Origin of the sequence: Streptomyces sp. NPDC051219, from assembly GCF_040682335.1 — a bacterium.
In the GTDB taxonomy this organism is placed as follows: Bacteria; Actinomycetota; Actinomycetes; order Streptomycetales; family Streptomycetaceae; genus Streptomyces.
On sequence record NZ_JBFBAS010000019.1, the window covers coordinates 42,936 to 65,787 of the forward strand.

Consider the following 22,852-nt stretch of genomic DNA (forward strand, 5'->3'; position numbering starts at 1 on the left):
GCATGCGCGCTGAGTGGTTTGTCTGGTATAGGGCTTTGCGTGAGGCATCGTCAGCGGGCCGAGCCGGCCTTCCGCCGGTCGGGGAAGCGCGATCGGGCACCGATGGCCGTCGCTCCGTTGACTCCGGAGACACCGGCCACCACGGGCGGCCGTTCCGGCTCCGCCGGCGGTGCCTCGGGCGCCTCGTCCTCGTGAGGGCGCATGAGCGCCCCTTCCGCCGTACCTGCGTGCCGCACGGCCCGGCGCCGGTAGCGGGGCGGTACGAACGATTGCGCCCAGAGCGGCGCCCTCGGCGTGAAGCGCGGCAGCAGGAGCAAAATCAGGCCCACGGCGCTCAGCATCACGATCATCATCACGATCCACATGGACGCCGAGTGCACCGAGTACGCGACCGCGCCGAAGGCGATCAGGGCGGACCAGAAGTACATGATCAGCACCGCGCGGCTGTGGGAATGTCCGATTTCCAGCAGCCGGTGGTGGAGGTGGCCACGGTCCGCCGCGAACGGCGACTGGCCGTTCCAGGTGCGCCGGACGATCGCCAGCACCAGGTCCGCCACCGGGATCGCGATGATCGTCAGGGGCAGCAGCAGGGGGATGAAGACCGGCAGCATCGCGTGCGTGGCCTCGCGCTCGCCGCCGATGAACAGCTTCATCGAGTCCGGGTCCACCTGGCCGGTGATCGAGATGGCCCCGGCTGCCAGGACCAGGCCGATGAGCATCGAGCCGGAGTCCCCCATGAAGATCCGGGCGGGATGCATGTTGTGCGGCAGGAAGCCCAGGCACATGCCCATCAGGATGGCTGAGAAGAGCGTAGCGGGGGCGGCCGCCTCGATTCCGTACCCGTACCAGATCCGGTACGAGTACATGAAGAACGCTCCGGCCGCGATGCAGACCATGCCTGCGGCGAGGCCGTCGAGCCCGTCCACGAAGTTGACCGCGTTGATCGTGATCACGACCAGCGCGACGGTCAGCAGATTGCCCTGCCAGGGGGTCAGCGAGACCGAGCCGATGCCGGGCACCGGAATCCACAGGATCGTCAGGCCCTGCATGACCATGACGCCCGCAGCGATCATCTGCCCGCCGAGCTTGATCAGTGCGTCGATCTCGAACTTGTCGTCGAGCACGCCGATCAGCCAGATCAGCGCGGCACCGGACAGCAGCGCGCGCGGCTCGTTCGAGAGCTCGAACACACCGTTGAGGCTGGCCAGGTGGTCGGCGACCAGCAGACCCGCGCACAGACCGCCGAACATGGCGATTCCGCCGAGCCGCGGAGTCGGCTCGCGGTGCACGTCGCGGGCGCGGATCTCCGGCATCGCACCGACCGCGATGGCGAACTTGCGCACCGGCCCGGTCAGCAGATAGGTCACCGCGACTGTGACGCAGAGCGTCAACAGGTATTCACGCACGGGCTGCCCCAGATGTATCGCCGGCCATCTCAGCCCCACACACTAGCTTCGATGGCTCTGTGCTCGAGGACGTACGGGTACCCGCCCCTGGTTCCGGGAGACCTCTCACCCCGGATAGGGCGGAAATCGTCCCGTGAGTTCCAGCACCTCCGCACGCGCCTTCGCGTCCTCTCGCAGGGCCGCGCCGAAGATCACCGCGATGCGCGCCATCTCTGCCTCGCCCATGCCCTGAGTCGTGACGGCGGCGGTACCCAGCCGGATGCCGCGCTGGTCGCCGTACGGAAGGGCGCACGTGTCCAGGACCAGCCCGGCCGCCGCGAGCCGGCCACGGGCCGTACGGCCTTCCACGCCGAGTGGGGCGGGGTCGGCGGTGATCAGATGGGTGTCGGTGCCGCCCGTGGTGATCGCGAAACCCTCCTCGGCCAGGGCGTCGGCGAGCACCCGGGCGTTGGTGACCACCTGATGGGCGTACGCGGCGAACGCCGGGGTCGAGGCTTCCCCGAAGGCGACCGCCTTGGCCGCGATGGTGTGCATCTGGGCACCGCCCTGGGTGAACGGGAAGACCGCCCGGTCGATCCGCTCGGCCAGGGCCTCCCCGCACAGGATCATTCCGCCGCGCGGGCCGCGCAGCACCTTGTGGGTGGTGGCGCACACGACATCTGCGTACGGGACGGGGCTGGGTGCCGCTCCTCCGGCGACCAGCCCGATGGGGTGGGCCGCGTCGGCGATCAGATAGGCGCCGTACTCGTCGGCGATGTCGCGGAACGCGGCGTAGTCCGGGTGCCGCGGGTACGAGATCGACCCGCACACGATGGCCTTCGGACGGTGCTTCTGGGCCAGCGCCGCCACTTGGTCGTAGTCGATGAGGCCGCTTTCGGCGTCCACCCCGTACCCGACGAAGTCGAACCAGCGGCCGGAGAAGTTGTTAGGGGAGCCGTGGGTGAGATGGCCGCCGTACGGCAGTCCCATGGCCAGCACCGTGTCACCCGGCCTGAGCAGCGCGGCATAGGCCGCGAGGACCGCCGAGGATCCGGAATGGGACTGCACGTTGGCGTGCTGGGCACCGAACAGGCCCATGGCGCGTTCCATGGCGATCCGCTCGGCAACATCGACCAGCTCGCAGCCGCCGTGGTGACGGGCGCCGGGGTACCCCTCGGCGTACTTGTTGGCGAGCGGGGAGCCGAGGGCCGCGAGGACCGCGGGCGAGGTGAAGTTCTCCGCGGCGATCAGCTGGAGGCCGGTGGACTGCCGGTTCAGCTCGCCGAGGAGTACGTCCGCGAGCTCGGGGTCCTGGCGGCGCAGCGCCTCGAAGTCCGGAACCCAGTGGGTACGAGTCTGTGCTGAGGTGACCGTCATGGCGCTGCTCCGGGTCGCTCCGGGCGGTGGGGTGGTAACGCCAATGTAGGCCCGCAGCCCTGCGGCCGCAGGTGCTCGAGCGCCTCAGGTCCGGGCCGGGACTCCGGTGAGGGCCGTGACCACGGGGTCCAGCGCCTGATCGATCTCGTCGCCGATCGACCGGAAGAAGGTCAGGGGTGCGCCGTACGGGTCGTACACCTCGTCGGCTTCCGCGGTCGGGGCCAACAGCCACCCGCGTAGAGCCGCTGCCGCGCGGACCAGGGCCCGGGCACGCTCGACCACGCCCTCGTCGAGGGGGTCGGGCAGCGTCGCGTGGTCTATGGCCCGTACGAGCCGGGTGAACTCCTTGAGCGTGAACGTACGCAGTCCCGCGGAGTGGCCCATCGAGATGACCTGCGCCCGGTGGTCGCGGGTCGCGGTGAGGACGAGGTCGGCCCGGATGACGTGCTCGTCGAGCAGCTCCCGGCCGGTGAAGCCGGAGGCGTCGGCGCCGAAGTCGGCGAGGACGGCCGCCGCGTTCGCCTCCATCGGGGCGCCCTCATGGCCCCAGGTGCCCGCGCTCTCCACGATCAGACCGCGGGTCCCGAACGGGCCGAGCGGCTCGCCCAGACGGTCGGTCAGGGCATGGCGGGTCAGCCGCTCGGTGATCGGCGAGCGGCAGACGTTGCCGGTGCTGACGTGGAGGATGCGGAAGGTCTCGGTGGTGCTGGGTCCCGCTATGCCACGCCCCTCAGGGGCAGTCAACTGGCCACCTCGAGGTCGGGTACGACCTCGCGGAGCTGCTCCGCGGAGAGCGCGCCGGCCCGGAGCAGCACGGGAACCTTGCCGGTGACGTCGACGATCGAGGACGGCTGGATGCCGGGCGTCGGACCGCCGTCGAGGTACACCGAGACAGAGTCGCCGAGCATCTCCTGCGCGGCGTCGCAGTCCTCGGGGGCCGGGTGACCGGTGAGGTTGGCACTGGAGACGGCCATCGGGCCGACCTCGGTGAGCAGCTCGATGGCGACCGGGTGCAGCGGCATCCGCACCGCCACGGTGCCACGGGTCTCCCCCAGGTCCCACTGCAGCGAGGGCTGGTGCTTGGCGACGAGCGTCAGGGCGCCGGGCCAGAAGGCGTCGACCAGTTCCCAGGCCTGCTCGGAGAAGTCGGTGACCAGCCCGTGCAGGGTGTTCGGGGAGCCGATGAGGACGGGCGTGGGCATGGAACGGCCCCGGCCCTTCGCCTGCAACAGGTCTCCGACGGCCTCGGCACTGAAGGCGTCCGCACCGATGCCGTAGAGGGTGTCGGTCGGCAGCACGACCAGTTCGCCGCGGCGGACGGCGGACGCGGCTTCGCGCAGACCGGTCTTGCGGTCCGTGGCGTCGTTGCAGTCGTATCGCCGTGCCATTTAGCGGGCCTCCTCGTGCGTGGTGTGGTCTGTGCGGGCCGCGGTCACGGCATGGCCTTGCGGGCGGTAGCGAAACGCGGCCGGTTGTTCAGGTCCGGATGGTCGGCGGCGTCCGCCCAGCCCCGTTCCTCGGTGAAGATCCACGGCACCTGGCCGCCCTGGGTGTCGGCGTGCTCGATGACGACGACACCGCCGGGCCGCAGCAGGCGGTGGGCGGTGCGCTCGAGACCGCGGATGGTGTCGAGCCCGTCCTCACCGGAGAAGAGGGCCATTTCGGGGTCGTGGTCACGCGCTTCGGGCGCAACGTACTCCCACTCGGTGAGCGGAATGTACGGCGGGTTGGAAATGACGAGGTCGACCTGGCCGTCGAGCTCCGGCAGAGCCGTCAGCGCGTCCCCCTGGTGCACGTTCACGCGAGAGCCCTCGGCGTTCTTACGGGTCCACCGGAGCGCGTCCTCGGACAGCTCGACGGCGTGCACCCGCGACCGCGGCACTTCCTGTGCCATGGCCAGGGCGATCGCCCCGGAGCCCGTGCAGAGGTCGACGATCAGCGGCTCGACGACGTCCATCGCCCGTACGGCGTCTATGGCCCAGCCGACGACGGACTCGGTCTCCGGCCGCGGTACGAAGACGCCCGGCCCGACCTGGAGCTCGAGGAAGCGGAAGAAGGCCCGGCCGGTGATGTGCTGGAGCGGCTCCCGCGCCTCGCGGCGCGCGACGGCCTCCCAGTAGCGGGCGTCGAAGTCCGTGTCCTTGACGTGGTGCAGCTCCCCCCGCTTGACGCCGTGCACGAAAGCGGCGAGCTCCTCCGCGTCGAAGCGCGGTGAGGGCACGCCGGCGTCGGCCAGCCGCTGGGTGGCCTGGGCCACCTCGGCGAGCAGAAGGTTCACGGGCCTTCCTCCGGTTGCGCGTCTGACGGGAGTGTGCGGGGGTTGCGGCAGAGTACTGGGCGGCTTACCGCAAGGCCTACTGGGCGGCCGCGAGCTTGGCGGCCGAGTCCGCGTCGACGCAGGCCTGGATCATCGCGTCCAGGTCGCCGTCGAGGACCTGGTCCAAGTTGTACGCCTTGAAGCCCACGCGGTGGTCCGAGATGCGGTTTTCCGGGAAGTTGTACGTGCGGATCTTCTCGGAGCGGTCGACGGTACGCACCTGGCTGCGCCGGGCGTCCGCCGCCTTCGACTCGGCCTCCTCCTGGGCGGCGGCAAGCAGCCGCGAGCGCAGGATACGCAGGGCCTGCTCCTTGTTCTGGAGCTGGCTCTTCTCGTTCTGGCAGGAGGCGACGATGCCGGTCGGCACGTGGGTGATCCGCACCGCGGAGTCGGTGGTGTTGACCGACTGGCCGCCGGGTCCGGAGGAGCGGTAGACGTCGATCCGCAGGTCGTTCTGGTGGATCTCGACATCGACCTCCTCGGCCTCGGGCGTGACCAGCACGCCGGCCGCGGAGGTGTGGATCCGGCCCTGCGACTCGGTGGCGGGCACACGCTGCACGCGGTGCACTCCGCCCTCGTACTTCAGCCGGGCCCAGACGCCCTGGCCGGGCTCGGTCGCACCCTGGCCGCCCTTGGTCTTCACCGCGACCTGGACGTCCTTGTAGCCGCCGAGCTCGGACTCGGTGGAGTCGATGATCTCGGTCTTCCAGCCGACACGCTCCGCGTACCGCAGGTACATGCGCAGCAGGTCACCCGCGAACAGGGCCGACTCGTCGCCGCCCGCGCCCGCCTTGATCTCGAGGAGGACGTCCTTGTCGTCGCTGGGGTCGCGCGGCACGAGCAGCAGGCGGAGCTTTTCGGTGAGCTCCTCGCGCTGCTTCTCCAGCACCTTCACCTCGGCGGCGAATTCGGGGTCGTCGGCACCCAGCTCACGCGCGGTCTCGATGTCGTCGCCCGCCTGCTTCCAGGCGCGGAACGTGCCGATGATCGGCGTCAGCTCCGCATAGCGCTTGTTCAGCTTGCGGGCGTTCGCCTGGTCGGAGTGCACCGAAGGGTCGGCGAGCTTCTTCTCGAGGTCGGCGTGTTCGCCAACCAGTTCCTCGACCGCCTCGAACATCGGGGGCTCCTGAATTGAAGTACGAAAACTACGGCTGGACGGCTGCTTGACGGCGCCGGGGGCGCCGGACGGCAAAGCGCCGGTCCCGGCCGCCCCGCACGGGGGCGGCCGGGAACCGGCGCAGTTGGCTCGCTACTTGGCGGCGGAGCCGGCAGCCTTGCCGAAGCGGGCCTCGAAGCGGGCCACACGGCCACCGGTGTCGAGGATCTTCTGCTTGCCCGTGTAGAACGGGTGGCACTCGGAGCAGACCTCAGCACGGATGTTGCCGGAAGAGATGGTGCTACGGGTGGTGAACTCGGCACCGCAGGTGCAGCTGACCTGGGTCTCGACGTACTCGGGGTGGATCTCGCGCTTCAAGGTGTCTCCTAGTTTCGGGAGGGCACCGGGTCGTGAGGGCGGAGTTGCCAATACGTGAACCGGGGCCGACGGACCAGTCTGCCAGGACCGGCCCGCGCTTCAAAATCTGAAGATGTTTCCCTTAACGGGGACCGGGGCCCGTCTATTCCGACTGCCGTTGCGTCCGCTGCGTTTGTGCTGTTCCGCCTGCTGATCCGGGCCGCTATTCCGCGCTCTTCACGATGCCGGCGGTTTCACCCTTGTCGCCCGCCGAGTCCTTGGTGGCGGAGGCCGGAATCGGCCGGTCGAGCCGCAGCGCGTCCCAGACCTGCCGGGACTCCTTCTCCAGTGCGATCACGCGGTTGGGGTCCGACGGGTCGTACCGCACAGGCAGAGTGATCATGTTCATGTTGGCTGCGCCGATGCCCTTGAGCCCGTTGGCGAAGCTCATCAGAGACTTGACGTCGTCCAGCGAGGAGTCGGTCGTGACGGCCTTGGTGGCGGTGTCGGCGAGGTCGAAGAGCTTTTTGGGGTTCGAGAAGACACCGACGTCCTCGACCTGCTCGATCAGCGCCTTGATGAAGGCCTGCTGCAGCTGGATCCGGCCCAGGTCGCTGCCGTCGCCCACGCTCTTGCGCGTACGTACGAGGCTGAGCGCCTCCTCACCGTTCAGCGTGTGCGTGCCGGCCGTGAGGTCGAGACGGCTCTTTGTGTCCTTGATCGCCCGCGTGGTGGTGATGTCGACGCCGCCAAGCTTGTCGATGATCTTCTTGAAGCCCGAGAAATCGACCTCTATGTAGTGGTCCATCCGCATACCGGACATCTGCTCGACGGTCTTCACGGCACAGGCCGGACCGCCCGTCGTGTACGACTCGTTGAACATCACGCGACGCCCGCCCGGATCCGCCTTGCCCTCCTCGGTCGTGCACGGAGGCCGGCTGACCATGGTGTCTCTCGGTATGGAGACGATGCTCGCCTTCTTGCGGCCCTCGTAGACGTGGAGGACCATCGCGGTGTCGGAGCGGGCGGTGCCCTCGTCCGTCCCGTAACCCGAATTGTCACCGGAGCGCGAGTCGGAGCCGAGGACGAGGATGTCCATCGAGCCGTTGTCGATGTCGTCGGGGCGATCGGTGCCGAGGGCCGCGTCGATGTCGACGCTCTTGATGTTCCCGTTGAACTTGAAATAGAGGTAACCGAGCCCGGACCCGCCGAACAGCACCACGCCCGCGGCGCTCCAGGCAGCGATGGTCAGCGCCTTGCGGTGCCGGGGGTGCTCCTTGCGGCGCCGGCCGGTGGCGCGTATGCCACGGCCCCTGCTCTCCTCGGTCATCTCATCCTCGAGTCCTCGATGTGTTGATGCCCTCTGCCATGGCGATCAGGCACGGTTGCCCCACGTTTGTCAGACGGCGGAGCAGCGAGAAGGGTTGCACAACGAGCTGTGCCCACCGTGCGGGGCACGGTGGGCACAGGGTGGTGCTGATGATGCCGATCTTGCCGCTCTCACCTGCGGTTTCTACCGGCCGAGGGGTATGGCCCCGGGTCCGGCGGTACCACTGGTGACTGTGGCGGGGATCTCCCGGGACTAGCCGAAGACGTTGAACCCGTTCCAGCCGGCACCGATCTTGATCTTCTGCGTTCCGGAGAACGGGCTCGTCGCCGAGCCGGTGCCCTTCCAGGCCCACATGGCGCCTGCGGAGTCGCGGACGATGAAGTCGGGCTTGCCGTCGCCGCTCATGTCACCGGTGGTGGCGTAAGCGGTGAACTTCCAGCCGGCGCCCGCCAGGACGCGGCTGCCGAGCGGGGCGGTGGCGGAGCCGGTACCCTTGTACATCCACATACGGGCGGAGCTGTCGCGGGCGATCAGGTCCGGCTTGCCGTCCCCACTGAAGTCGCCGTTGCCGAACACGCTGTACGTGGACCAGCCGGAGCCGATCTTGACGCCGGGCTGGAGGGTGCCGTTGGTCCGGCCCTTCCACATGAACAGGTTGCCCGCGGTGTCGCTGGCGACGACGTCGGGAACGAGGTCACCGGAGAGGTCACCCGGGAAGGTGATGTTCCGCTTGGTCTGCCAGCCGGCACCGATCTTGGTCCGGAGCCAGGTGTACTCCTCCGTCGTGTCGCTCCACTGAGCGCGCTCGACGTAGAGGTCACCGTTGGTCATCCGGTAGACCAGGTCCTGGTTGCTGTCCCGGTTGAAGTCGGTCTGGCGGACCAGGTTGACCCCGCTCCAGTCGCCGATCGCTTCCGGACTGCCCAGCGAGGTGCCACGCGAGGTGTAGATGTACGCCGCGCCCGCCGACTTACGGGCGAACAGGTCCGCCTTGTTGTCGTCGGTGAGGTTGGCGTCGTTCAGCACCCGGGTGACGGGCACCGAGAAAGCGCTCATCTTGGCGTATACGCTGCGCGCGCCCTTCTCGACGCAGTCGACCGCGCCCCAGGACACCACGCCGGCGATCCGGCCGTTGACGATCAGCGGACCACCGGAGTCGCCGTTGCACGGCGAGACCGTACCGGCGTCGGCGCCCGAGGCCGGGTTACCGGCGCAGAGCATCTGACCCGGGACGAAGAAGTCCTGCCCGCCCGCGAAGCCGGGGCACGCGGAGTCGGCCTGAATCGGCAGCGTGGCCTTCTGCAGGGTTTCCGTGATACCGGAGCCCGGGGTACCGGTGGTGCGTCCCCAGCCGTACACGGTCGCGTTCGTGCCCGCCGTGTACGAGGCGGTGTCGGTCGGCGTGACCGTCGACAGCGTCTTGAAAGGCAGCGGACGGTCCAGCGTCAGCACGGCGACGTCGCCCTTGAGCGTGTCGTCGTTGTAGCCGGGGTTGATCCACACGCGCTTGACCGCGGCGGCCTTGCCCCCGTTGAGGCTGCTCTCCGTGGCCAGCTGGGTGGCGCCGGCGACGACGTAACCCGTATTGACCCAGTCCACGCCGTACGCACAGTGCGCGGCCGTCAGCACCTTGGAAGGCGCGATCAGCGCACCACCGCAGAAGTAGCCGTTGCCGTCGGCGTCCTGGTAGTACAGCTGCGTCATCCAGGGCGCCTCACCGCTCGGGGCGTTGACCCCGCCGATGATCTTCGGGTCGATGGTACGCGGGGACTCGGAAGGCTCCCCGGAACGCATCTCCGCCGGACGGTCGGCGGCCGGCTTGTCCTGCGACTTCCAGAACTTCGCCTGCCGGTCGGCCAGTTCGGCGTCCGAGACAACCGCGGGAAGCGGCTGCTCGATCTTCGGCTGCGGGTTCTCCGCAGCCTGGGCGGGCGAGGCGATCATGGTCGCGCCGCCCACCGCTATTGCGGCCACAGCCGCAGGGAGAGCCGTACGCGCTCTCCACCGAGAAAATGTCACTCATGTCTCCTGTCGGTCAGCTGCACAGCGGAAAGATCGCTGGGCCCGCAGAACGCTCGAAGGAGAGAGAAAGGTCCGATGTCGTATCAGGGCAGCACAGAGCTGCGGTACGCACAGCGGACGCATGGAAAATGCGTTCCCCCCACCTTGGCCCGCTGATCGTACAAGGCAGAAGTCCGCCCCGTCACCGGGGTGACGGGGCGGACTTCATGGTGTGTCAGAAACTACAGAGAAATCAGTCGTTTCCATTGCCGGCGGACGGCGTGGTCTTGGCGATCTGCATCAGGAACTCGGCGTTCGACTTGGTCTGCTTCATCTTGTCCAGCAGCAGTTCGATCGCCTGCTGCGAGTCGAGCGCGTGCAGCACCCGGCGCAGCTTCCAAACAATCGCCAGCTCCTCGGGGTTGAGGAGAATCTCTTCCTTGCGCGTGCCGGACGGGTCGACGTCCACGGCGGGGAAGATGCGCTTGTCGGCGAGCTTCCGGTCGAGCTTGAGCTCCATGTTGCCGGTGCCCTTGAACTCCTCGAAGATCACCTCGTCCATGCGCGAGCCGGTGTCGACCAGCGCGGTGGCCAGGATGGTCAGCGAGCCGCCGTCCTCGATGTTGCGCGCGGCACCGAAGAAGCGCTTCGGCGGGTACAGCGCGGTCGAGTCGACACCACCGGACAGGATGCGTCCGGAGGCGGGGGCCGCGAGGTTGTAGGCACGGCCCAGGCGGGTGATGGAGTCCAGCAGGACGACCACGTCGTGACCCAGCTCGACGAGACGCTTGGCGCGCTCGATGGCCAGCTCGGCGACGGTCGTGTGGTCCTCGGCCGGGCGGTCGAAGGTCGAGGAGATGACCTCGCCCTTGACCGACCGCTGCATGTCGGTGACCTCTTCCGGACGCTCGTCGACCAGGACGACCATCAGGTGGCACTCGGGGTTGTTGGTGGTGATCGCGTTGGCGATCGCCTGCATGATCATGGTCTTGCCGGTCTTCGGCGGGGCCACGATCAGGCCTCGCTGGCCCTTACCGATCGGCGACACGAGGTCGATGATGCGGGTGGTCAGTACGCCCGGGTCGGTCTCCAGACGGAGCCGGTCCTGCGGGTACAGGGGGGTCAGCTTCTGGAACTCCGGGCGGCCGCGGCCGGACTCGGCGGCCATGCCGTTCGCCGAGTCGAGGCGTACGAGCGCGTTGAACTTCTCGCGGCGCTCGCCCTCCTTCGGCTGGCGCACGGCACCGGTGACGTGGTCACCCTTGCGCAGGCCGTTCTTGCGGACCTGGGCGAGTGAGACGTACACGTCGTTCGGACCGGGCAGGTAGCCGGAGGTCCGGATGAACGCGTAGTTGTCGAGGATGTCCAGGATGCCCGCGACGGGGATCAGGACGTCGTCGTCGGCGACCTGCGGCTCGCCGGGACCGAACTCGTCGCGGCCACGACGGCCCCGGCGGTCGCGGTAGCGGCCGCGGCGCCCACGGCGCCCGCCGTCGAAGTCGTCGTCGTCCTGCGGACCGTTGTCGCGCGGCTGGCCCTGGGTCTGGCCCTGCTGGCCGCCGCCACGGTTGTCCCGCTGCTGACGCTGGCCGCCCTGCTGGCCGCCCTGCTCGTCGCCCTTGCCGCGGTCGCGACGCTCGCGCTGGCCACCACGCTCACCGCGGTCGCCACGGTCACCGCGGTCGCCACGGTCACCGCGGTCGCCACGCTCACGGCGGTCGCCGCGGTCGCCACGCTGACGGTCCTGCCGGCCACGGCCGTCGGCCGTCTCCTGCGAGGACACGCCGACGGACGCCTCCGCCTTGCTGTCGGTCTCCGCCGCGGCCTTGGCGTCCGTCTTGACGTCGCCGACTGCGGTTTCCGGGCGGGTTTCGGTGATCACAGCGGTCGACTCGGGGCTGCCCGCCTGCGCGGTGGCACGACGGCGGCGGCGCTCACCGGCCGGCTGGTCATCGCTGGCCGGCTGACCGGGAATGTCGATCTGCTGCTGGGCCACCGCCTTCTCGGCGGGCGCGGACGCGACCGCCTCACCCGTCTGCGAAGCATCGGTGGCAGCCGCACGCGCCTTGGACGTGGCACGGCGCTTCGGCTTGGTCTCGGCCGCGTCGGCAGTGTCGGCGCTCTTCGCCGCGGACGAGGAGCCGCCGGCCTGCGCCTCCTTGATGACCTCGATCAGCTGGCTCTTGCGCATCCGCGCGGTGCCCCTGATCCCGAGGCCGGACGCGACCTGCTGCAGCTCGGCCAGGACCATGCCGTCGAGGCCGGTGCCGGAGCGGCGGCGCCGTGTGGCACTGGCAGGGGCAGCACCTGTGGCGGGCGCGCTGGTGTCGACACTGTTGTCGGCAGTCACGCCCATCAGATCGGTGGTGTCGCTCACGAAGGGTCCTTCCCTGGAGCGGACGTCGGCCTGTCTGGCTCGGCGACCGGTTGTGCTGTCCGACTGCGGTCCTTGGCTTGTGGACCGTGCCGGGGCGGTGGTCCGCCGGTGTTACGACGGCGGAGGAGGAAAAACGTGCTTGGGTTCCGGCGAGAAGCCCCCTGCTGCGGAGAGCGTGGGAATGTCGCGCCGATTCCGGAGCGTGCTCGAAACTGCCTGGCAGTGATCAAAGCAGTTGGGGAGGCTCCCGGAAGAATGGTGGTCCCGGATGGGGACACTGAGCACCGAGCCGCGAAGGCTTCGGATGCAGACTTGAGGTTAACACTACCGGATCCAACAAACATTCCCCCTCTCCGTCACCGGCAATCGCGCTCCTGCCGCACCGTGAGCCCTACGAGCCCAGCGGCAGGACGCTCGCACCCGCGGCGTCGAGAGCCAGCCGGTTGGCCGCCCACCCCTCGCCCGCCAGCTGTGCGACCTTGTCGGCCGCACTGTCCTCGGCCAGCGCGAGGACCGTGGGGCCCGCGCCGGAAATGACCGCGGGGACGCCGTCCGCACGCAGTCGGTTGACCAGGGCCACGCTCTCCGGCATCGCCGGGGCACGGTATTCCTGGTGGAGCCGGTCCTCGGTGGCCGGCAGCAGCAGCTCGGGGCGCCTGGTCAGCGCCTCGACGAGCAGTCCCGCCCGGCCGGCGTTGGCCGCCGCGTCCACGTGGGGGACGGTGCGGGGCAGAAGTCCGCGGGCGGTCTCGGTCAGGACCGGCTTTCCGGGTACGAAGACCACCGGAACGATGGAATCCGCGGGATCCATCCTGATGGCCCGGGCCGCTCCGCCGTCCATCCAGGCGAGCGTGAAGCCGCCGAGGAGACAGGCGGCGACATTGTCGGGGTGGCCCTCGATCTCGGTGGCCAGCTCCAGGAGCGCGGCGTCGTCGAGCTTCGCGTCGCCCCCTATTGTCACGGCGCGGGCGGCGACGATACCGGCGCAGATGGCGGCCGAGGAGGACCCGAGGCCGCGTCCGTGCGGGATGCGGTTGGCGCAGACGACCTCGAGGCCGCGCGGCTGCCCACCCAGCAGGTCGAACGCGGTGCGCAGGGAGCGTACGAGCAGATGGCTCTCGTCGCGCGGAAGAGTCCCGGCCCCCTCACCCGCGATGTCGATGTGCAGGCCGGAGTCGGCCACCCGGACGACCACGTCGTCGTAGAGCCCCAGGGCCAGGCCCAGGGCGTCGAAGCCCGGGCCGAGGTTGGCGCTGGTGGCGGGGACGCGCACCCGTACGGCGGCGGCGCGGAACGCTGGACCGGCCATCGCTCGATGACTCTCCTTGTGAGACTGCGAGATTTTCGAAGATGTACCAACTACCCGAGGGCCATTGCGGCAACACCGCGGCAAAAGCGGCGGGGCGGGTTCAGTACAGCCTATCGAAGGAAGGTTCTGTCGCGACATAGGGCGCACAGGAGGCGCACGATGCGTGTCGCACGCCGCCTGTGCTCCTATGTACGGTCTTGCTCTGCCTTGATCCGCTTTGGTCCGCTGCTGCGCGAGACCGCAGCTACGCGAGACCGAGGCGCTCGGCGGCCGCCGCGGCGTCCACCGGGACGGTGACCGGCTGGGGGGCTCCGGCGACGGCCCAGTCCGGGTCCTTGAGGCCGTTTCCGGTGACCGTGCAGACGATCCGCTGGCCCGGGTCGACCTTGCCCTCTTCGGCGGCCTTCAGCAGACCGGCGACGGAGGCGGCCGAGGCCGGCTCCACGAAAACGCCCTCCTGCGCGGCCAACAGACGGTAGGCGGCCAGGATCTGGCGGTCAGTCACTTCGTCGATGAAACCGCCGGACTCGTCCCGTGCGTTCAGCGCGTACTGCCACGAGGCCGGGTTGCCGATGCGGATCGCGGTGGCGATGGTCGAGGGGTCCTTGACCGGCTCACCGCGCACGATCGGCGCGGATCCGGAGGCCTGGAAGCCCCACATGCGCGGGCTGTGCGTGGCCATCTTGTCCCCGGCGTACTCGGTGTAGCCCTTCCAGTACGCGGTGATGTTGCCGGCGTTGCCGACCGGCAGGACGTGGATGTCCGGCGCGTCCCCGAGCGCGTCGACGATCTCGAAGGCCGCTGTCTTCTGACCCTCGATACGGACCGGGTTGACCGAATTGACCAGCGCCACCGGGTAGTTGTCGGACAGGCAGCGGGCCAGCGTCAGGCAGTCGTCGAAGTTGCCGTCGACCTGGAGGATCTTCGCGCCGTGGACCAGCGCCTGGCCCATCTTGCCCAGCGCGATCTTGCCCTGGGGCACCAGGACCGCGCAGACCATTCCGGCGCGTACCGCGTAGGCCGCGGCCGAGGCGGAGGTGTTGCCGGTGGATGCGCAGATGACGGCCTGCGCGCCCTCCTCCTTGGCCCGGCTGATCGCCATGGTCATGCCGCGGTCCTTGAAGGACCCGGTCGGGTTGGCACCCTCGACCTTGAGGTGCACCTCGCAGCCGGTGCGCTCGGAGAGGACCTGAGCGGGGACGAGAGGCGTACCGCCCTCACGGAGCGTGACCACCGGAGTCGTGTCGCTGACCGGGAGGCGGTCGCGGTACTCCTCGATGATGCCGCGCCACTGATGGGTTCTGGTGCCCGGAATTCCGTGCGTACTGACGCTCATTGCTGGTTACTCTCCTTCAACACGCATGATGCTGGCGACACCCCGCACGGTGTCGAGCTGTCGCAGTGCCTCGACGGTCCCGGAGAGGGCTGCGTCGGGCGCGCGGTGGGTGACCACGACAAGGGAGGCCTCGCCGTCCTTGCCCTGCTGGCGCACCGTATCGATGGATACGCCGTGCTCGGCGAAGACCGTCGCGACCTGGGCGAGTACACCCGGTTTGTCGGCCACGTCGAGGCTGATGTGGTACCGCGTGACGACCTCGCCCATGGAACTCACGGGGAGCTGGGTGTACGCGGACTCGCCGGGGCCGGTGGTCTCGGCGACCTTGTTGCGACAGACGGCTACGAGGTCGCCGAGGACCGCGGAGGCGGTCGGCGAGCCGCCCGCACCAGGTCCGTAGAACATCAGCCGGCCGGCCGCCTCGGCCTCGACGAACACCGCGTTGTACGCCTCACGGACGGACGCCAGCGGATGGGTGAGCGGGATCATCGCCGGGTGGACACGCGCGGTGACGGACTCACCGTCGGCGGCCCGCTCCAGGATGGCGAGCAGCTTGATGGTGCAGCCCATCCGCTTGGCGGAGGCGAAGTCGGCGGCGCTCACCTCGGTCATGCCCTCGCGGTAGACGTCGTCGAGGCGGACCCGGGTGTGGAAGGCGATGCCGGCCAGGATCGCGGCCTTGGCGGCGGCGTCGAAGGCCTCGACATCGGCGGTCGGGTCGGCCTCGGCGTATCCGAGGGCGGTGGCCTCGTCGAGTGCCTCGGAGTAGCCGGCGCCGGAGGTGTCCATCTTGTCGAGGATGAAGTTCGTCGTCCCGTTGACGATGCCCAGGACCCGGTTCACCTTGTCGCCGGCCAGCGACTCGCGCAGCGGCCGTACAAGGGGAATGGCGCCGGCGACGGCGGCCTCGTAGTACAGGTCCGCGCCGTGCTCCTCGGCGGCGGCGTGCAGCGCCGCACCTGCCTCGGCCAGCAGTGCCTTGTTCGCCGAGACGACGCTCGCGCCGTGCTCGAACGCGGTGGTGATGAGGGTACGGGCGGGTTCGACGCCGCCGATGACCTCGATGACGACGTCGATGTCCCCGCGTTTGACCAGCGCGGTGGCATCCGTGGTGATCAGGGCGGGGTCGATGCCCTCGCGGACCTTGGAGGGCCGGCGGACGGCGACGCCGGCGAGCTCCACCGGCGCCCCGATCCGGGCGGCGAGGTCGTCGGCGTGCGTCGTCATGATACGCGCCACCTCTGAGCCGACCACTCCACAGCCCAGCAGCGCCACCTTCAGCGGACGCGTACGCATCATCCGACCTACGCCTTTCATCAGCACAGCCCTGTTACTTCTACATACTTCTACGGTGGAACCAGTCTCACTCACCGGACGGGAGTTTCTATCCCCTGTCCAGATTACGAGACGTGTATTTCATTAGCCGATATCGAGACGCAGCAGATCCTCCTCCGTCTCGCGCCGCACGATCACCCGCGCCTCACCGTCTCTGACCGCGACGACCGGCGGCCGGAGGGCGTGGTTGTAGTTGCTTGCCATCGAGCGGCAGTAGGCGCCGGTGGCCGGGACCGCGATCAGGTCGCCGGGTGCCAGGTCGGCGGGCAGGAAGGCGTCGCGTACGACGATGTCGCCGCTCTCGCAGTGCTTGCCGACTACGCGGACGAGCATCGGCTCGGCGGTCGACGTCCGTGAGACGAGCGCGACGCTGTACTCGGCGTCGTAGAGCGCGGTACGGATGTTGTCCGACATGCCGCCGTCGACACTGACGTACGTACGAAGGCCGTCGAGCGGCTTGATGGTGCCGACCTCGTAGAGCGTGAAGGTGGTCGGGCCGACGACGGCGCGGCCCGGCTCCACCGAGATCCGGGGGGTGGTCAGCCCGGCGGCCTCACACTCACGGGTGACGATCTCGGTCAGCCGCTTGGCGATCTCGTGCGGCTCGCTCGGGTCGTCCTCCGAGGTGTACGCGATTCCAAGGCCCCCGCCGAGGTCGATCTCGGGCAGCTCGACCCCGTGCTCGTCCCGCACCTCGGCGAGCAGCTGGACGACGCGCCGGGCGGACACCTCGAATCCCGCCATGTCGAAGATCTGTGACCCGATGTGCGAGTGGATGCCGATGAGCTCAAGGCCGTCCAGCTTGAGGGCCCTGCGCACGGCCTCGGCAGCCTGTCCTCCGGCCAGCGCGATACCGAACTTCTGGTCCTCGTGGGCGGTGGCGATGAACTCGTGCGTATGCGCTTCGACGCCGACCGTGACGCGGATCTGTACGCGCTGGCGCTTGCCGAGGCTCTGCGCGATGTGCGCGACGCGGACGATCTCCTGGAAGGAGTCGAGGACGATCCGTCCCACACCGTCCCGGACAGCCCGCTCGATCTCTTCCACGGACTTGTTGTTCCCGTGGAAGGCGATGCGCTCGGCGGGCATTCCGGCGTCGAGGGCGGTGGACAGCTCGCCCCCGGAACAGACGTCGAGGTTCAGGCCCTCCTCCGTCAGCCACCGCACAACGGCCCGGGAGAGGAACGCCTTTCCGGCGTAGAACACATCCGCTTCCTTGCCGAAGGCGTCGGCCCAGGCGCGGCAGCGGGCCCGGAAGTCGGCCTCGTCCATGAGATAGGCGGGTGTGCCGAACTCCTCCGCCAGCCTCGTGACTTCGATTCCGCCGACGGTGACGACGCCGTCCTCGTTCCGCGCGACGGTACGCGACCACACGTGCGCGTCCAGGGCGTTGAGGTCGGTGGGCGGGGCGGAGTAGTGGCCATCGGGGAGAACATCGGCGTGGCGGGGCCCGGCGGGGTGTGCGGAACGACTCATGGTCCTTGTCTCTCTGTCACAAGTATTCGGGTGCGTCGAGGCCGAGCAGGGACAGGCCGCCGGCGAGCACCGTCCCGGCGGCCTCGGCGAGGGCGAGACGGGATCGGTGGGCGGCCGAGGGTTTCTCGTCCCCGAAGGGCAGCACCGGCCGGGTGTCGTGGAAGTCGAAGAAGGCGTCCGCGGTCGTCTCCAGCCAGCGGGCGAGCCGGTCGGGCGCCCGGTGCCGTGCGGCCGCGGCGAGGACAGTCGGGTACTCGCCCAGCGCGCCGAGGAGAGCCGGGGCGTCGACGGCCTCGTCGTACGCGCCGGCGAAGCCCAGTTGCGTGGCGGCACGCGTGAGCGCGCGGGTGCGGGAGTGGGCGTACCGGATGCGGAAGAGCGGATTGCTCTCGCGCTGCACGAGCAACTCGTCCCCGGTCTGCGGACGGTCATGACGGGCGGGCCGCAGCAGCGCCCAGCGGACGGCGTCGGGCCCGAGTCTGTGCAACAGGACCGCGGCGGTTTCGCGGACGGGCACGGGCGCCGGGGCGGTGACGGGTACGGGGGCCTGGGCGGTCTCGGGGTCGACGGAGCCGGAAACGTACTCGGTGGCCACTCCAAGAAGCGCCCAGTCGGGATCGGGGGCCTCGTCGCAAGCGACCCGGACGAGGGCTCCCTGCGAGCACAGAATCCGCCCGACGGAGTCGGCGACAACGGCGGCACGGACCTCCCGACGGTGGCGGTACTGCAGAACCTGCCCGCTCATGGAATCGCCGTGGCCGTACCGGCTGCCCTTCCTCATCACCTCTCGTACAAGGGCGTGGCGCGCGTCCGTGTCCAGGGTGATGTTGAGGAACCCGGGTCCGGTGATCTCGACCCCGGCGATCCCGGGGCTCTGCGCGAGCCCGGCGCGCAGCGTCTCGGCGATCCGCAGTGCCGGCACCCCCGCGTCGCGCGCGAGCCGCAGGGCCACATTGGTCGCGTAGTCCCCCCGCCCGCCAGGTCGGGGCCGCTCCACCTGCACTCGTTCCGGCACGGCCACGCGCAGCCCGTCCTCCTCGACGGCGCGGCGCACGGTGCGCAGCACGATGCGGGAGAGATCGGCGGGGGTCACGGGACAAGCGTATGGGAGGAGGGGGGGCCTTCCGCGAACCGGTTTCGCCATGTGGGCGCCGGGAGGGCGGTCAGCCGCGCTTGTGTCCCGCCCCGGCGCCTTGCCTGCCGTCGGGGGACGGCGGACCGTCCTGGGGCTCGCGGCGGATCAGCTGTCGTACGAGGCGCACGAGCTCGGCCGGCTCGAAGGGCTTGGCAAGGAAGGCGTCCACCCCGGCCGCGGCGCCGCTGTCCACTTCGTACTGGGTGCAGGCGCTGACGATGGCGACCGGCAGATGGCGCGTCCGCGGATCGGAACGGAGCCGCGCGGCGGTCCCGAATCCGTCGAGGCGCGGCATCACCACATCGAGCGTGATCACATCGGGGCGCACGTGATCCACGATCTCCAGGCACTCGGCACCATCGGCCGCGGTCACGACCTCGAAGCCCTCCAGCTCGAGATTGACCCTGATCAGCTGCCGAATGACCTTGTTGTCGTCAACAACAAGCACCCGGCCGGACGCCCCTGGCACAACTCGAGAGTAGGTTGCGTTCCGGGGCTGCGTCCGGGTTTTGCCCACTTCCACCCCGTGCGGGGGACGGAGCGAGCCGAGTGGGGCCGATGCGCCGGATGGGACACCCGCGCGCGCCGGAGGGACACCAGGTGGACGGGGCGGGGGACCCGGAAAAGCCGTTCATGGAGACCCGGCGGGAGCTGGTAGGGTTCTACCCGTCGCACCGCAAGGCGGCGACACGCCCCCGTAGCTCAGGGGATAGAGCAACGGCCTCCGGAGCCGTGTGCGCAGGTTCGAATCCTGCCGGGGGCACAGAGGCCGGAACAGCGTGAATCATCCGCTGACCTGCGGAAGTGCCAGACATCAAGAGCCGGACCCAGTCTCACTGGGTCCGGCTCTTTGTCGTTGTCTGTCACTGGTTGCGTGTGAGTGGCGTGTGAGTCCTCAGCTCCTCATCGGGCGTGACGCCCACTCGCTCATGACAGCCAAGTCGCATTCCGTGGCGGGGGCAGCTTGTGCAGAAGTTCCCAGAGGGGCCGCGAGCCCGCCACCCACTCCCCCAGCGTCCGGCGGTCCACCAGGTGCAGCCTCTGAGACTTGGCCAGAGGCGGGCATCCCGAGGTGAAGCGTCCGTTCGTCACCAGGACCACCACGTCGCCCCCGTGCAACTGCCGTCCAGTGCCGTTGAGCACGTGCAGGTCCGCCTTGCGCCGCTCTTCGCGCCCTCACTCGTGCCGATCCTCACGGGGGAACACGTCTCCCGCTGCAGGGCCTCGGCCCCTACCAGGGTCTGTAAAAAGTTCGTTTGACAGACCCGCCCTCGAGAACTACGCACACGCCATCGCCACCGGTGCTGACCAGTGAGCCTTTCCAGCGTTACGTCTCCAGAGTGAGGACGGCATTGGCGATGGACGTCATTCGATTGGGGCTGCCCCGTGATCCGGAAGATCCGCCAGGACTTCAGTCGTGCCATGCCGCGTTCGACGGGTGCGCGGGAGATAGCCAGTGCCCGGTTGACCGTTGGCTGAGTCGCGGAGGTTCGCCGCCGGGCGGTCGTCTGCGTCCGGGATCGCGCGAACGGGACGGGTGGGCATGCCGACGCAATAGGCCAAACGAACGTTAGGTATCGGCCACCGATCAGCACTGAAGGCGATGGATGACTGAGGTGTCGGACTGGGCAGCCTGACTAATCATCTTAAAACAGGCGATGAGGAATGCAGATTATTCAGACGATGGGACATGAATCGGCCAGAGGAGTTTTGAGTCAACAGGTTCAATTTCCCTTTGCTGGCAGGTGCGGACCCGTGAAGGATCTCTCCCGTTCCCAACAGGGGGAATCAGGGGAGGGAATTTCGTGAAGATTGGCGGTAGATCCGTCGCTTTCGCCATCGCGGGCGCAGCCATTGCGGCTGTAGGACTCGCGGCGCCGGCCACCGCGGACGCGTCTGCAACCGCCAGCGCCTCCGGAGCCACCGTCACCGTCCACCACCGCGCGGACGGTACCCAACCGCCTGCAGGGCTGGGCAACCCCTCTGAATGGGGTGTGGTGACGTTCAAGATGGACGCTTCGACGGACTCTTTTAGCCCGCAGTCGGAGGCATGCCTCAGCCCGTCCAGCGGTGGCACCTGGTGTTACGGCTGGTACGCAAGAGAGGTCAGCGCCGGGGTAGTCAATAAGTACTGCTACTCGAATTACTATCACCACACAAAAGGGCATTCGTCCACGGTGAAGCTCGCGGGCAAGACGCGTCGCGCTTGGGCCGCAGCCGGCAACACCTCTAACGCGAACCTCACTGCGGGTCTCGCCTACACCTGCTCCACCTACTACAGCGTCGATTAAGTTCTGATCGCCGAACCGAGCGGTAACTCCTCGGAAGGTGCGGTAGGTTGGCGAGCCACTCTGGGGCTGTTCGGTTGCCCGCGTAGCCCCGGAGTGGCGCCACCTCCAACTCGGACTTACCCACCGAACGGGGGAAGAGTAATCATACGATTTACGCGTGCTCGCGTTGTGCCGGTCACTGTGCCTCTCGGAGCGGGTTTGCTACTTGGCCTAGTGGGACCCGTTGCCGGGAAATGGGACAATCCCGTTTGTGCCGCCGTGAGTATTGTTTTTTCTAGTGGTTGGCCGTGGGCCTGCTATGCATTGCTGGTGGGCTATTTTCGCCGATCTAAAATCGAGTCGGCATTGCTGGCGTCTTTGGGATTGGCCATCGGTGTAGTCACATACTACCTTTTCAAGGATATGAATCCCACCATTCCGGCCGGAATGGAACCCGCCACCTCCATTCCGGCTGGAATGGAATCTGGCGCCTCCAGCGAGGGGCAAATTCTCGTGTGGGGAATAGCGGCTTTCGTGTTTGGTGCGCCTGTGGGACTCATGGGGAACGTAGCGCGAACGCCCGGAGTTGGTGGCCTTCTGTTCCGTCTGCTTGTTCCATTGATCGCCTTCTTCGAGGCGACTCAGCGATTGAGCGTAGAGGCGGACTCGCAGGGTTCGGTTTTCGCCATAACCTGGAACGTAACTCGCGTCGAAGCATGCGTCGTCGCCGTGGCTCTCATGGGACACACGGTGTGGAGCTGGCGCGTTCGGCGTAGCCGAGCCGACGGGCGAACGGAAGCTGCCGCGCCTGCACGGCGTCTCTGACGCCTCGTTATGACGTTATCCACAGGCCCGAACGTTCCGTGCTGATCCGTCTCTGCGGGGAATCGCTACGCTCGCCCCGAGGTTTCGCTCAGCCGAGCGCGAAGCAAGCTCATGCGCGTGAGCTCCGTCCCCGCCGGGTGCTCCTCGCTGAAGAGTGAGACTAGGCCGGGCGGAGCCAGGCTCCAATGTTCAGCCCTGCCGACTGTGGCCCCCAGCTCATCGAGGAGGAGGTCAACGACGTACGCGACCTCAGTAGGGCGGTCACCCCGCCCATCCCCCCACCACAGTCGTTCGGAGGAGTCGCACGGTGCAGGGTAGACGAGGCCTTCGTTGGTCGTAATCCACACTCATTCCTGTAGTACAACTGAGGCGAGTTCGCCATTCGCAGGAAGTGTCAGCGGGGCGTAGAAACGCCAATTTCCATGCCCGCCACTGCCGTCGCGTGTACGGACTGCTGGCATTCCGGTCGGGGGATCAACAAAGAAGCTATCCGTTGCATCATCTTCGGCACGAGCGAGGGTGACGTGTCCAGCGGTCGGGTCACAGGGAACAAGGCGCCCGGTCCACCGCTCAACGACCTCGTGGGCCTGTGAGACCTCTGTTGTAGTTCCGTACGGCAGAAGCCCCGGATCGAGCGCGAGAGCCACTACTAGGACGGCGGTAGCATCGGGTTCACTGCTATTCCCGATAGCCTTCCAGCCCGATTTAGGAGCTCCCGGTCCTCAACTGTTGGAATTGGGTGCGTTCCGGTGTCGGGTCTTGCGGCGATCACGAGGTGCCTCGATTCTCGTCGCCCCGGCGTCTGGCCGAAGATTCTGCTCTCACTCTTGACGCTATCGACCCGATCATTGCAAATGATGTTGGCCATGTCTAAGAGCGCAGTACAGGCTTGCTCGGTGAAGGCTGTGTTCTGCGCAGCCCGTCGC

General features: G+C 68.4%; 17 protein-coding genes, 1 tRNA gene and 2 pseudogenes. 2 read left to right on the forward strand and 18 right to left on the reverse strand.

Annotation, left to right across the window (positions count from 1 at the left end; translation table 11 throughout):
- Positions 1-50: 50 nt before the first annotated feature.
- The 16 genes from AB0M62_RS21675 to AB0M62_RS21750 all read right to left on the reverse strand — a co-directional run bounded on the left by AB0M62_RS21675 (position 51) and on the right by AB0M62_RS21750 (position 19,354).
- On the reverse strand, positions 51-1,418 hold the full coding sequence (locus tag AB0M62_RS21675) for an MraY family glycosyltransferase (protein WP_366075970.1): 1,368 nt from the start codon (positions 1,416-1,418) through the stop codon (positions 51-53).
- A gap of 93 nt (positions 1,419-1,511) precedes the next feature.
- Positions 1,512-2,762, reverse strand: a complete 1,251-nt coding sequence (gene glyA, locus AB0M62_RS21680) for a serine hydroxymethyltransferase (protein WP_366075903.1) — start codon at positions 2,760-2,762, stop codon at positions 1,512-1,514.
- 84 nt (positions 2,763-2,846) lie between these two features.
- Positions 2,847-3,506, reverse strand: coding sequence for a protein-tyrosine-phosphatase (locus AB0M62_RS21685; protein ID WP_366075904.1), 660 nt, complete (start codon positions 3,504-3,506; stop codon positions 2,847-2,849).
- Positions 3,503-4,150, reverse strand: a complete 648-nt coding sequence (locus AB0M62_RS21690) for an L-threonylcarbamoyladenylate synthase (RefSeq protein WP_366075905.1) — start codon at positions 4,148-4,150, stop codon at positions 3,503-3,505. The genes AB0M62_RS21685 and AB0M62_RS21690 overlap by 4 nt, the downstream gene beginning before the upstream one ends.
- A 44-nt stretch (positions 4,151-4,194) precedes the next feature.
- Positions 4,195-5,040, reverse strand: coding sequence for a peptide chain release factor N(5)-glutamine methyltransferase (gene prmC / locus AB0M62_RS21695; RefSeq protein WP_366075906.1), 846 nt, complete (start codon positions 5,038-5,040; stop codon positions 4,195-4,197).
- 76 nt (positions 5,041-5,116) lie between these two features.
- Positions 5,117-6,196 (reverse strand): peptide chain release factor 1, encoded by a 1,080-nt coding sequence (gene prfA, locus AB0M62_RS21700; RefSeq protein ID WP_366075907.1) that lies wholly within the window; start codon positions 6,194-6,196, stop codon positions 5,117-5,119.
- A 132-nt stretch (positions 6,197-6,328) separates the two neighbouring features.
- Positions 6,329-6,553 (reverse strand): 50S ribosomal protein L31, encoded by a 225-nt coding sequence (rpmE, locus tag AB0M62_RS21705; protein ID WP_366075908.1) that lies wholly within the window; start codon positions 6,551-6,553, stop codon positions 6,329-6,331.
- A 202-nt stretch (positions 6,554-6,755) separates the two neighbouring features.
- Positions 6,756-7,862 (reverse strand): LCP family protein, encoded by a 1,107-nt coding sequence (locus AB0M62_RS21710; protein ID WP_366075909.1) that lies wholly within the window; start codon positions 7,860-7,862, stop codon positions 6,756-6,758.
- A gap of 252 nt (positions 7,863-8,114) precedes the next feature.
- Positions 8,115-9,836 carry a trypsin-like serine protease gene (locus AB0M62_RS21715; protein WP_366075910.1) on the reverse strand — a complete coding sequence of 574 codons (1,722 nt, stop codon included), beginning with the start codon at positions 9,834-9,836 and terminating at the stop codon, positions 8,115-8,117.
- Between the two features lie 280 nt (positions 9,837-10,116).
- Entirely contained in the window at positions 10,117-12,240 is a 2,124-nt protein-coding gene (rho, locus tag AB0M62_RS21720; RefSeq protein WP_366075911.1) for a transcription termination factor Rho, read from the reverse strand.
- A gap of 391 nt (positions 12,241-12,631) precedes the next feature.
- Positions 12,632-13,549 (reverse strand): homoserine kinase, encoded by a 918-nt coding sequence (gene thrB, locus AB0M62_RS21725; RefSeq protein ID WP_366075912.1) that lies wholly within the window; start codon positions 13,547-13,549, stop codon positions 12,632-12,634.
- A gap of 244 nt (positions 13,550-13,793) precedes the next feature.
- Positions 13,794-14,885, reverse strand: a complete 1,092-nt coding sequence (gene thrC, locus AB0M62_RS21730) for a threonine synthase (RefSeq protein WP_366075913.1) — start codon at positions 14,883-14,885, stop codon at positions 13,794-13,796.
- A gap of 6 nt (positions 14,886-14,891) precedes the next feature.
- Entirely contained in the window at positions 14,892-16,181 is a 1,290-nt protein-coding gene (locus AB0M62_RS21735) for a homoserine dehydrogenase (protein ID WP_366075971.1), read from the reverse strand.
- 123 nt (positions 16,182-16,304) lie between these two features.
- A complete protein-coding gene (gene lysA, locus AB0M62_RS21740) occupies positions 16,305-17,696 on the reverse strand; it encodes a diaminopimelate decarboxylase (RefSeq protein WP_366075915.1) in 1,392 nt (463 codons plus the stop codon).
- A gap of 16 nt (positions 17,697-17,712) precedes the next feature.
- Positions 17,713-18,789 carry an ArgS-related anticodon-binding protein NrtL gene (nrtL, locus tag AB0M62_RS21745; protein WP_366075917.1) on the reverse strand — a complete coding sequence of 359 codons (1,077 nt, stop codon included), beginning with the start codon at positions 18,787-18,789 and terminating at the stop codon, positions 17,713-17,715.
- Between the two features lie 70 nt (positions 18,790-18,859).
- Positions 18,860-19,354 carry a response regulator gene (locus AB0M62_RS21750; protein WP_366075918.1) on the reverse strand — a complete coding sequence of 165 codons (495 nt, stop codon included), beginning with the start codon at positions 19,352-19,354 and terminating at the stop codon, positions 18,860-18,862.
- 168 nt (positions 19,355-19,522) lie between these two features.
- On the opposite strand from AB0M62_RS21750, the gene AB0M62_RS21755 reads away from it, so the two are divergent.
- Positions 19,523-19,594 (forward strand) — tRNA-Arg (locus AB0M62_RS21755).
- Between the two features lie 164 nt (positions 19,595-19,758).
- Here the strand turns inward: AB0M62_RS21755 and AB0M62_RS21760 are convergent.
- Positions 19,759-19,983, reverse strand: a pseudogene (locus tag AB0M62_RS21760) (restriction endonuclease); the annotation flags it as partial.
- A 175-nt stretch (positions 19,984-20,158) separates the two neighbouring features.
- A pseudogene (locus AB0M62_RS21765) lies at positions 20,159-20,312 on the reverse strand (IS5/IS1182 family transposase); the annotation flags it as partial.
- A 324-nt stretch (positions 20,313-20,636) separates the two neighbouring features.
- On the opposite strand from AB0M62_RS21765, the gene AB0M62_RS21770 reads away from it, so the two are divergent.
- Complete coding sequence (locus AB0M62_RS21770; protein ID WP_366075919.1) at positions 20,637-21,122, forward strand: lactococcin 972 family bacteriocin; 486 nt, start codon at positions 20,637-20,639, stop codon at positions 21,120-21,122.
- The last annotated feature ends 1,730 nt before the right edge of the window (positions 21,123-22,852 follow it).

Bases quoted from the DNA above. Each gene is read 5' to 3' on its own strand.
- AB0M62_RS21690 (WP_366075905.1), bottom strand. From the start codon at position 4,150: ATGGCACGGCGATACGACTGCAACGACGCCACGGACCGCAAGACCGGT.
- thrB (WP_366075912.1), bottom strand. From the start codon at position 13,549: ATGGCCGGTCCAGCGTTCCGCGCCGCCGCCGTACGGGTGCGCGTCCCC.
- glyA (WP_366075903.1), bottom strand. From the start codon at position 2,762: ATGACGGTCACCTCAGCACAGACTCGTACCCACTGGGTTCCGGACTTC.
- prfA (WP_366075907.1), bottom strand. From the start codon at position 6,196: ATGTTCGAGGCGGTCGAGGAACTGGTTGGCGAACACGCCGACCTCGAG.
- thrC (WP_366075913.1), bottom strand. From the start codon at position 14,885: ATGAGCGTCAGTACGCACGGAATTCCGGGCACCAGAACCCATCAGTGG.
- AB0M62_RS21735 (WP_366075971.1), bottom strand. From the start codon at position 16,181: ATGCGTACGCGTCCGCTGAAGGTGGCGCTGCTGGGCTGTGGAGTGGTC.
- AB0M62_RS21710 (WP_366075909.1), bottom strand. From the start codon at position 7,862: ATGACCGAGGAGAGCAGGGGCCGTGGCATACGCGCCACCGGCCGGCGC.
- lysA (WP_366075915.1), bottom strand. From the start codon at position 17,696: ATGAGTCGTTCCGCACACCCCGCCGGGCCCCGCCACGCCGATGTTCTC.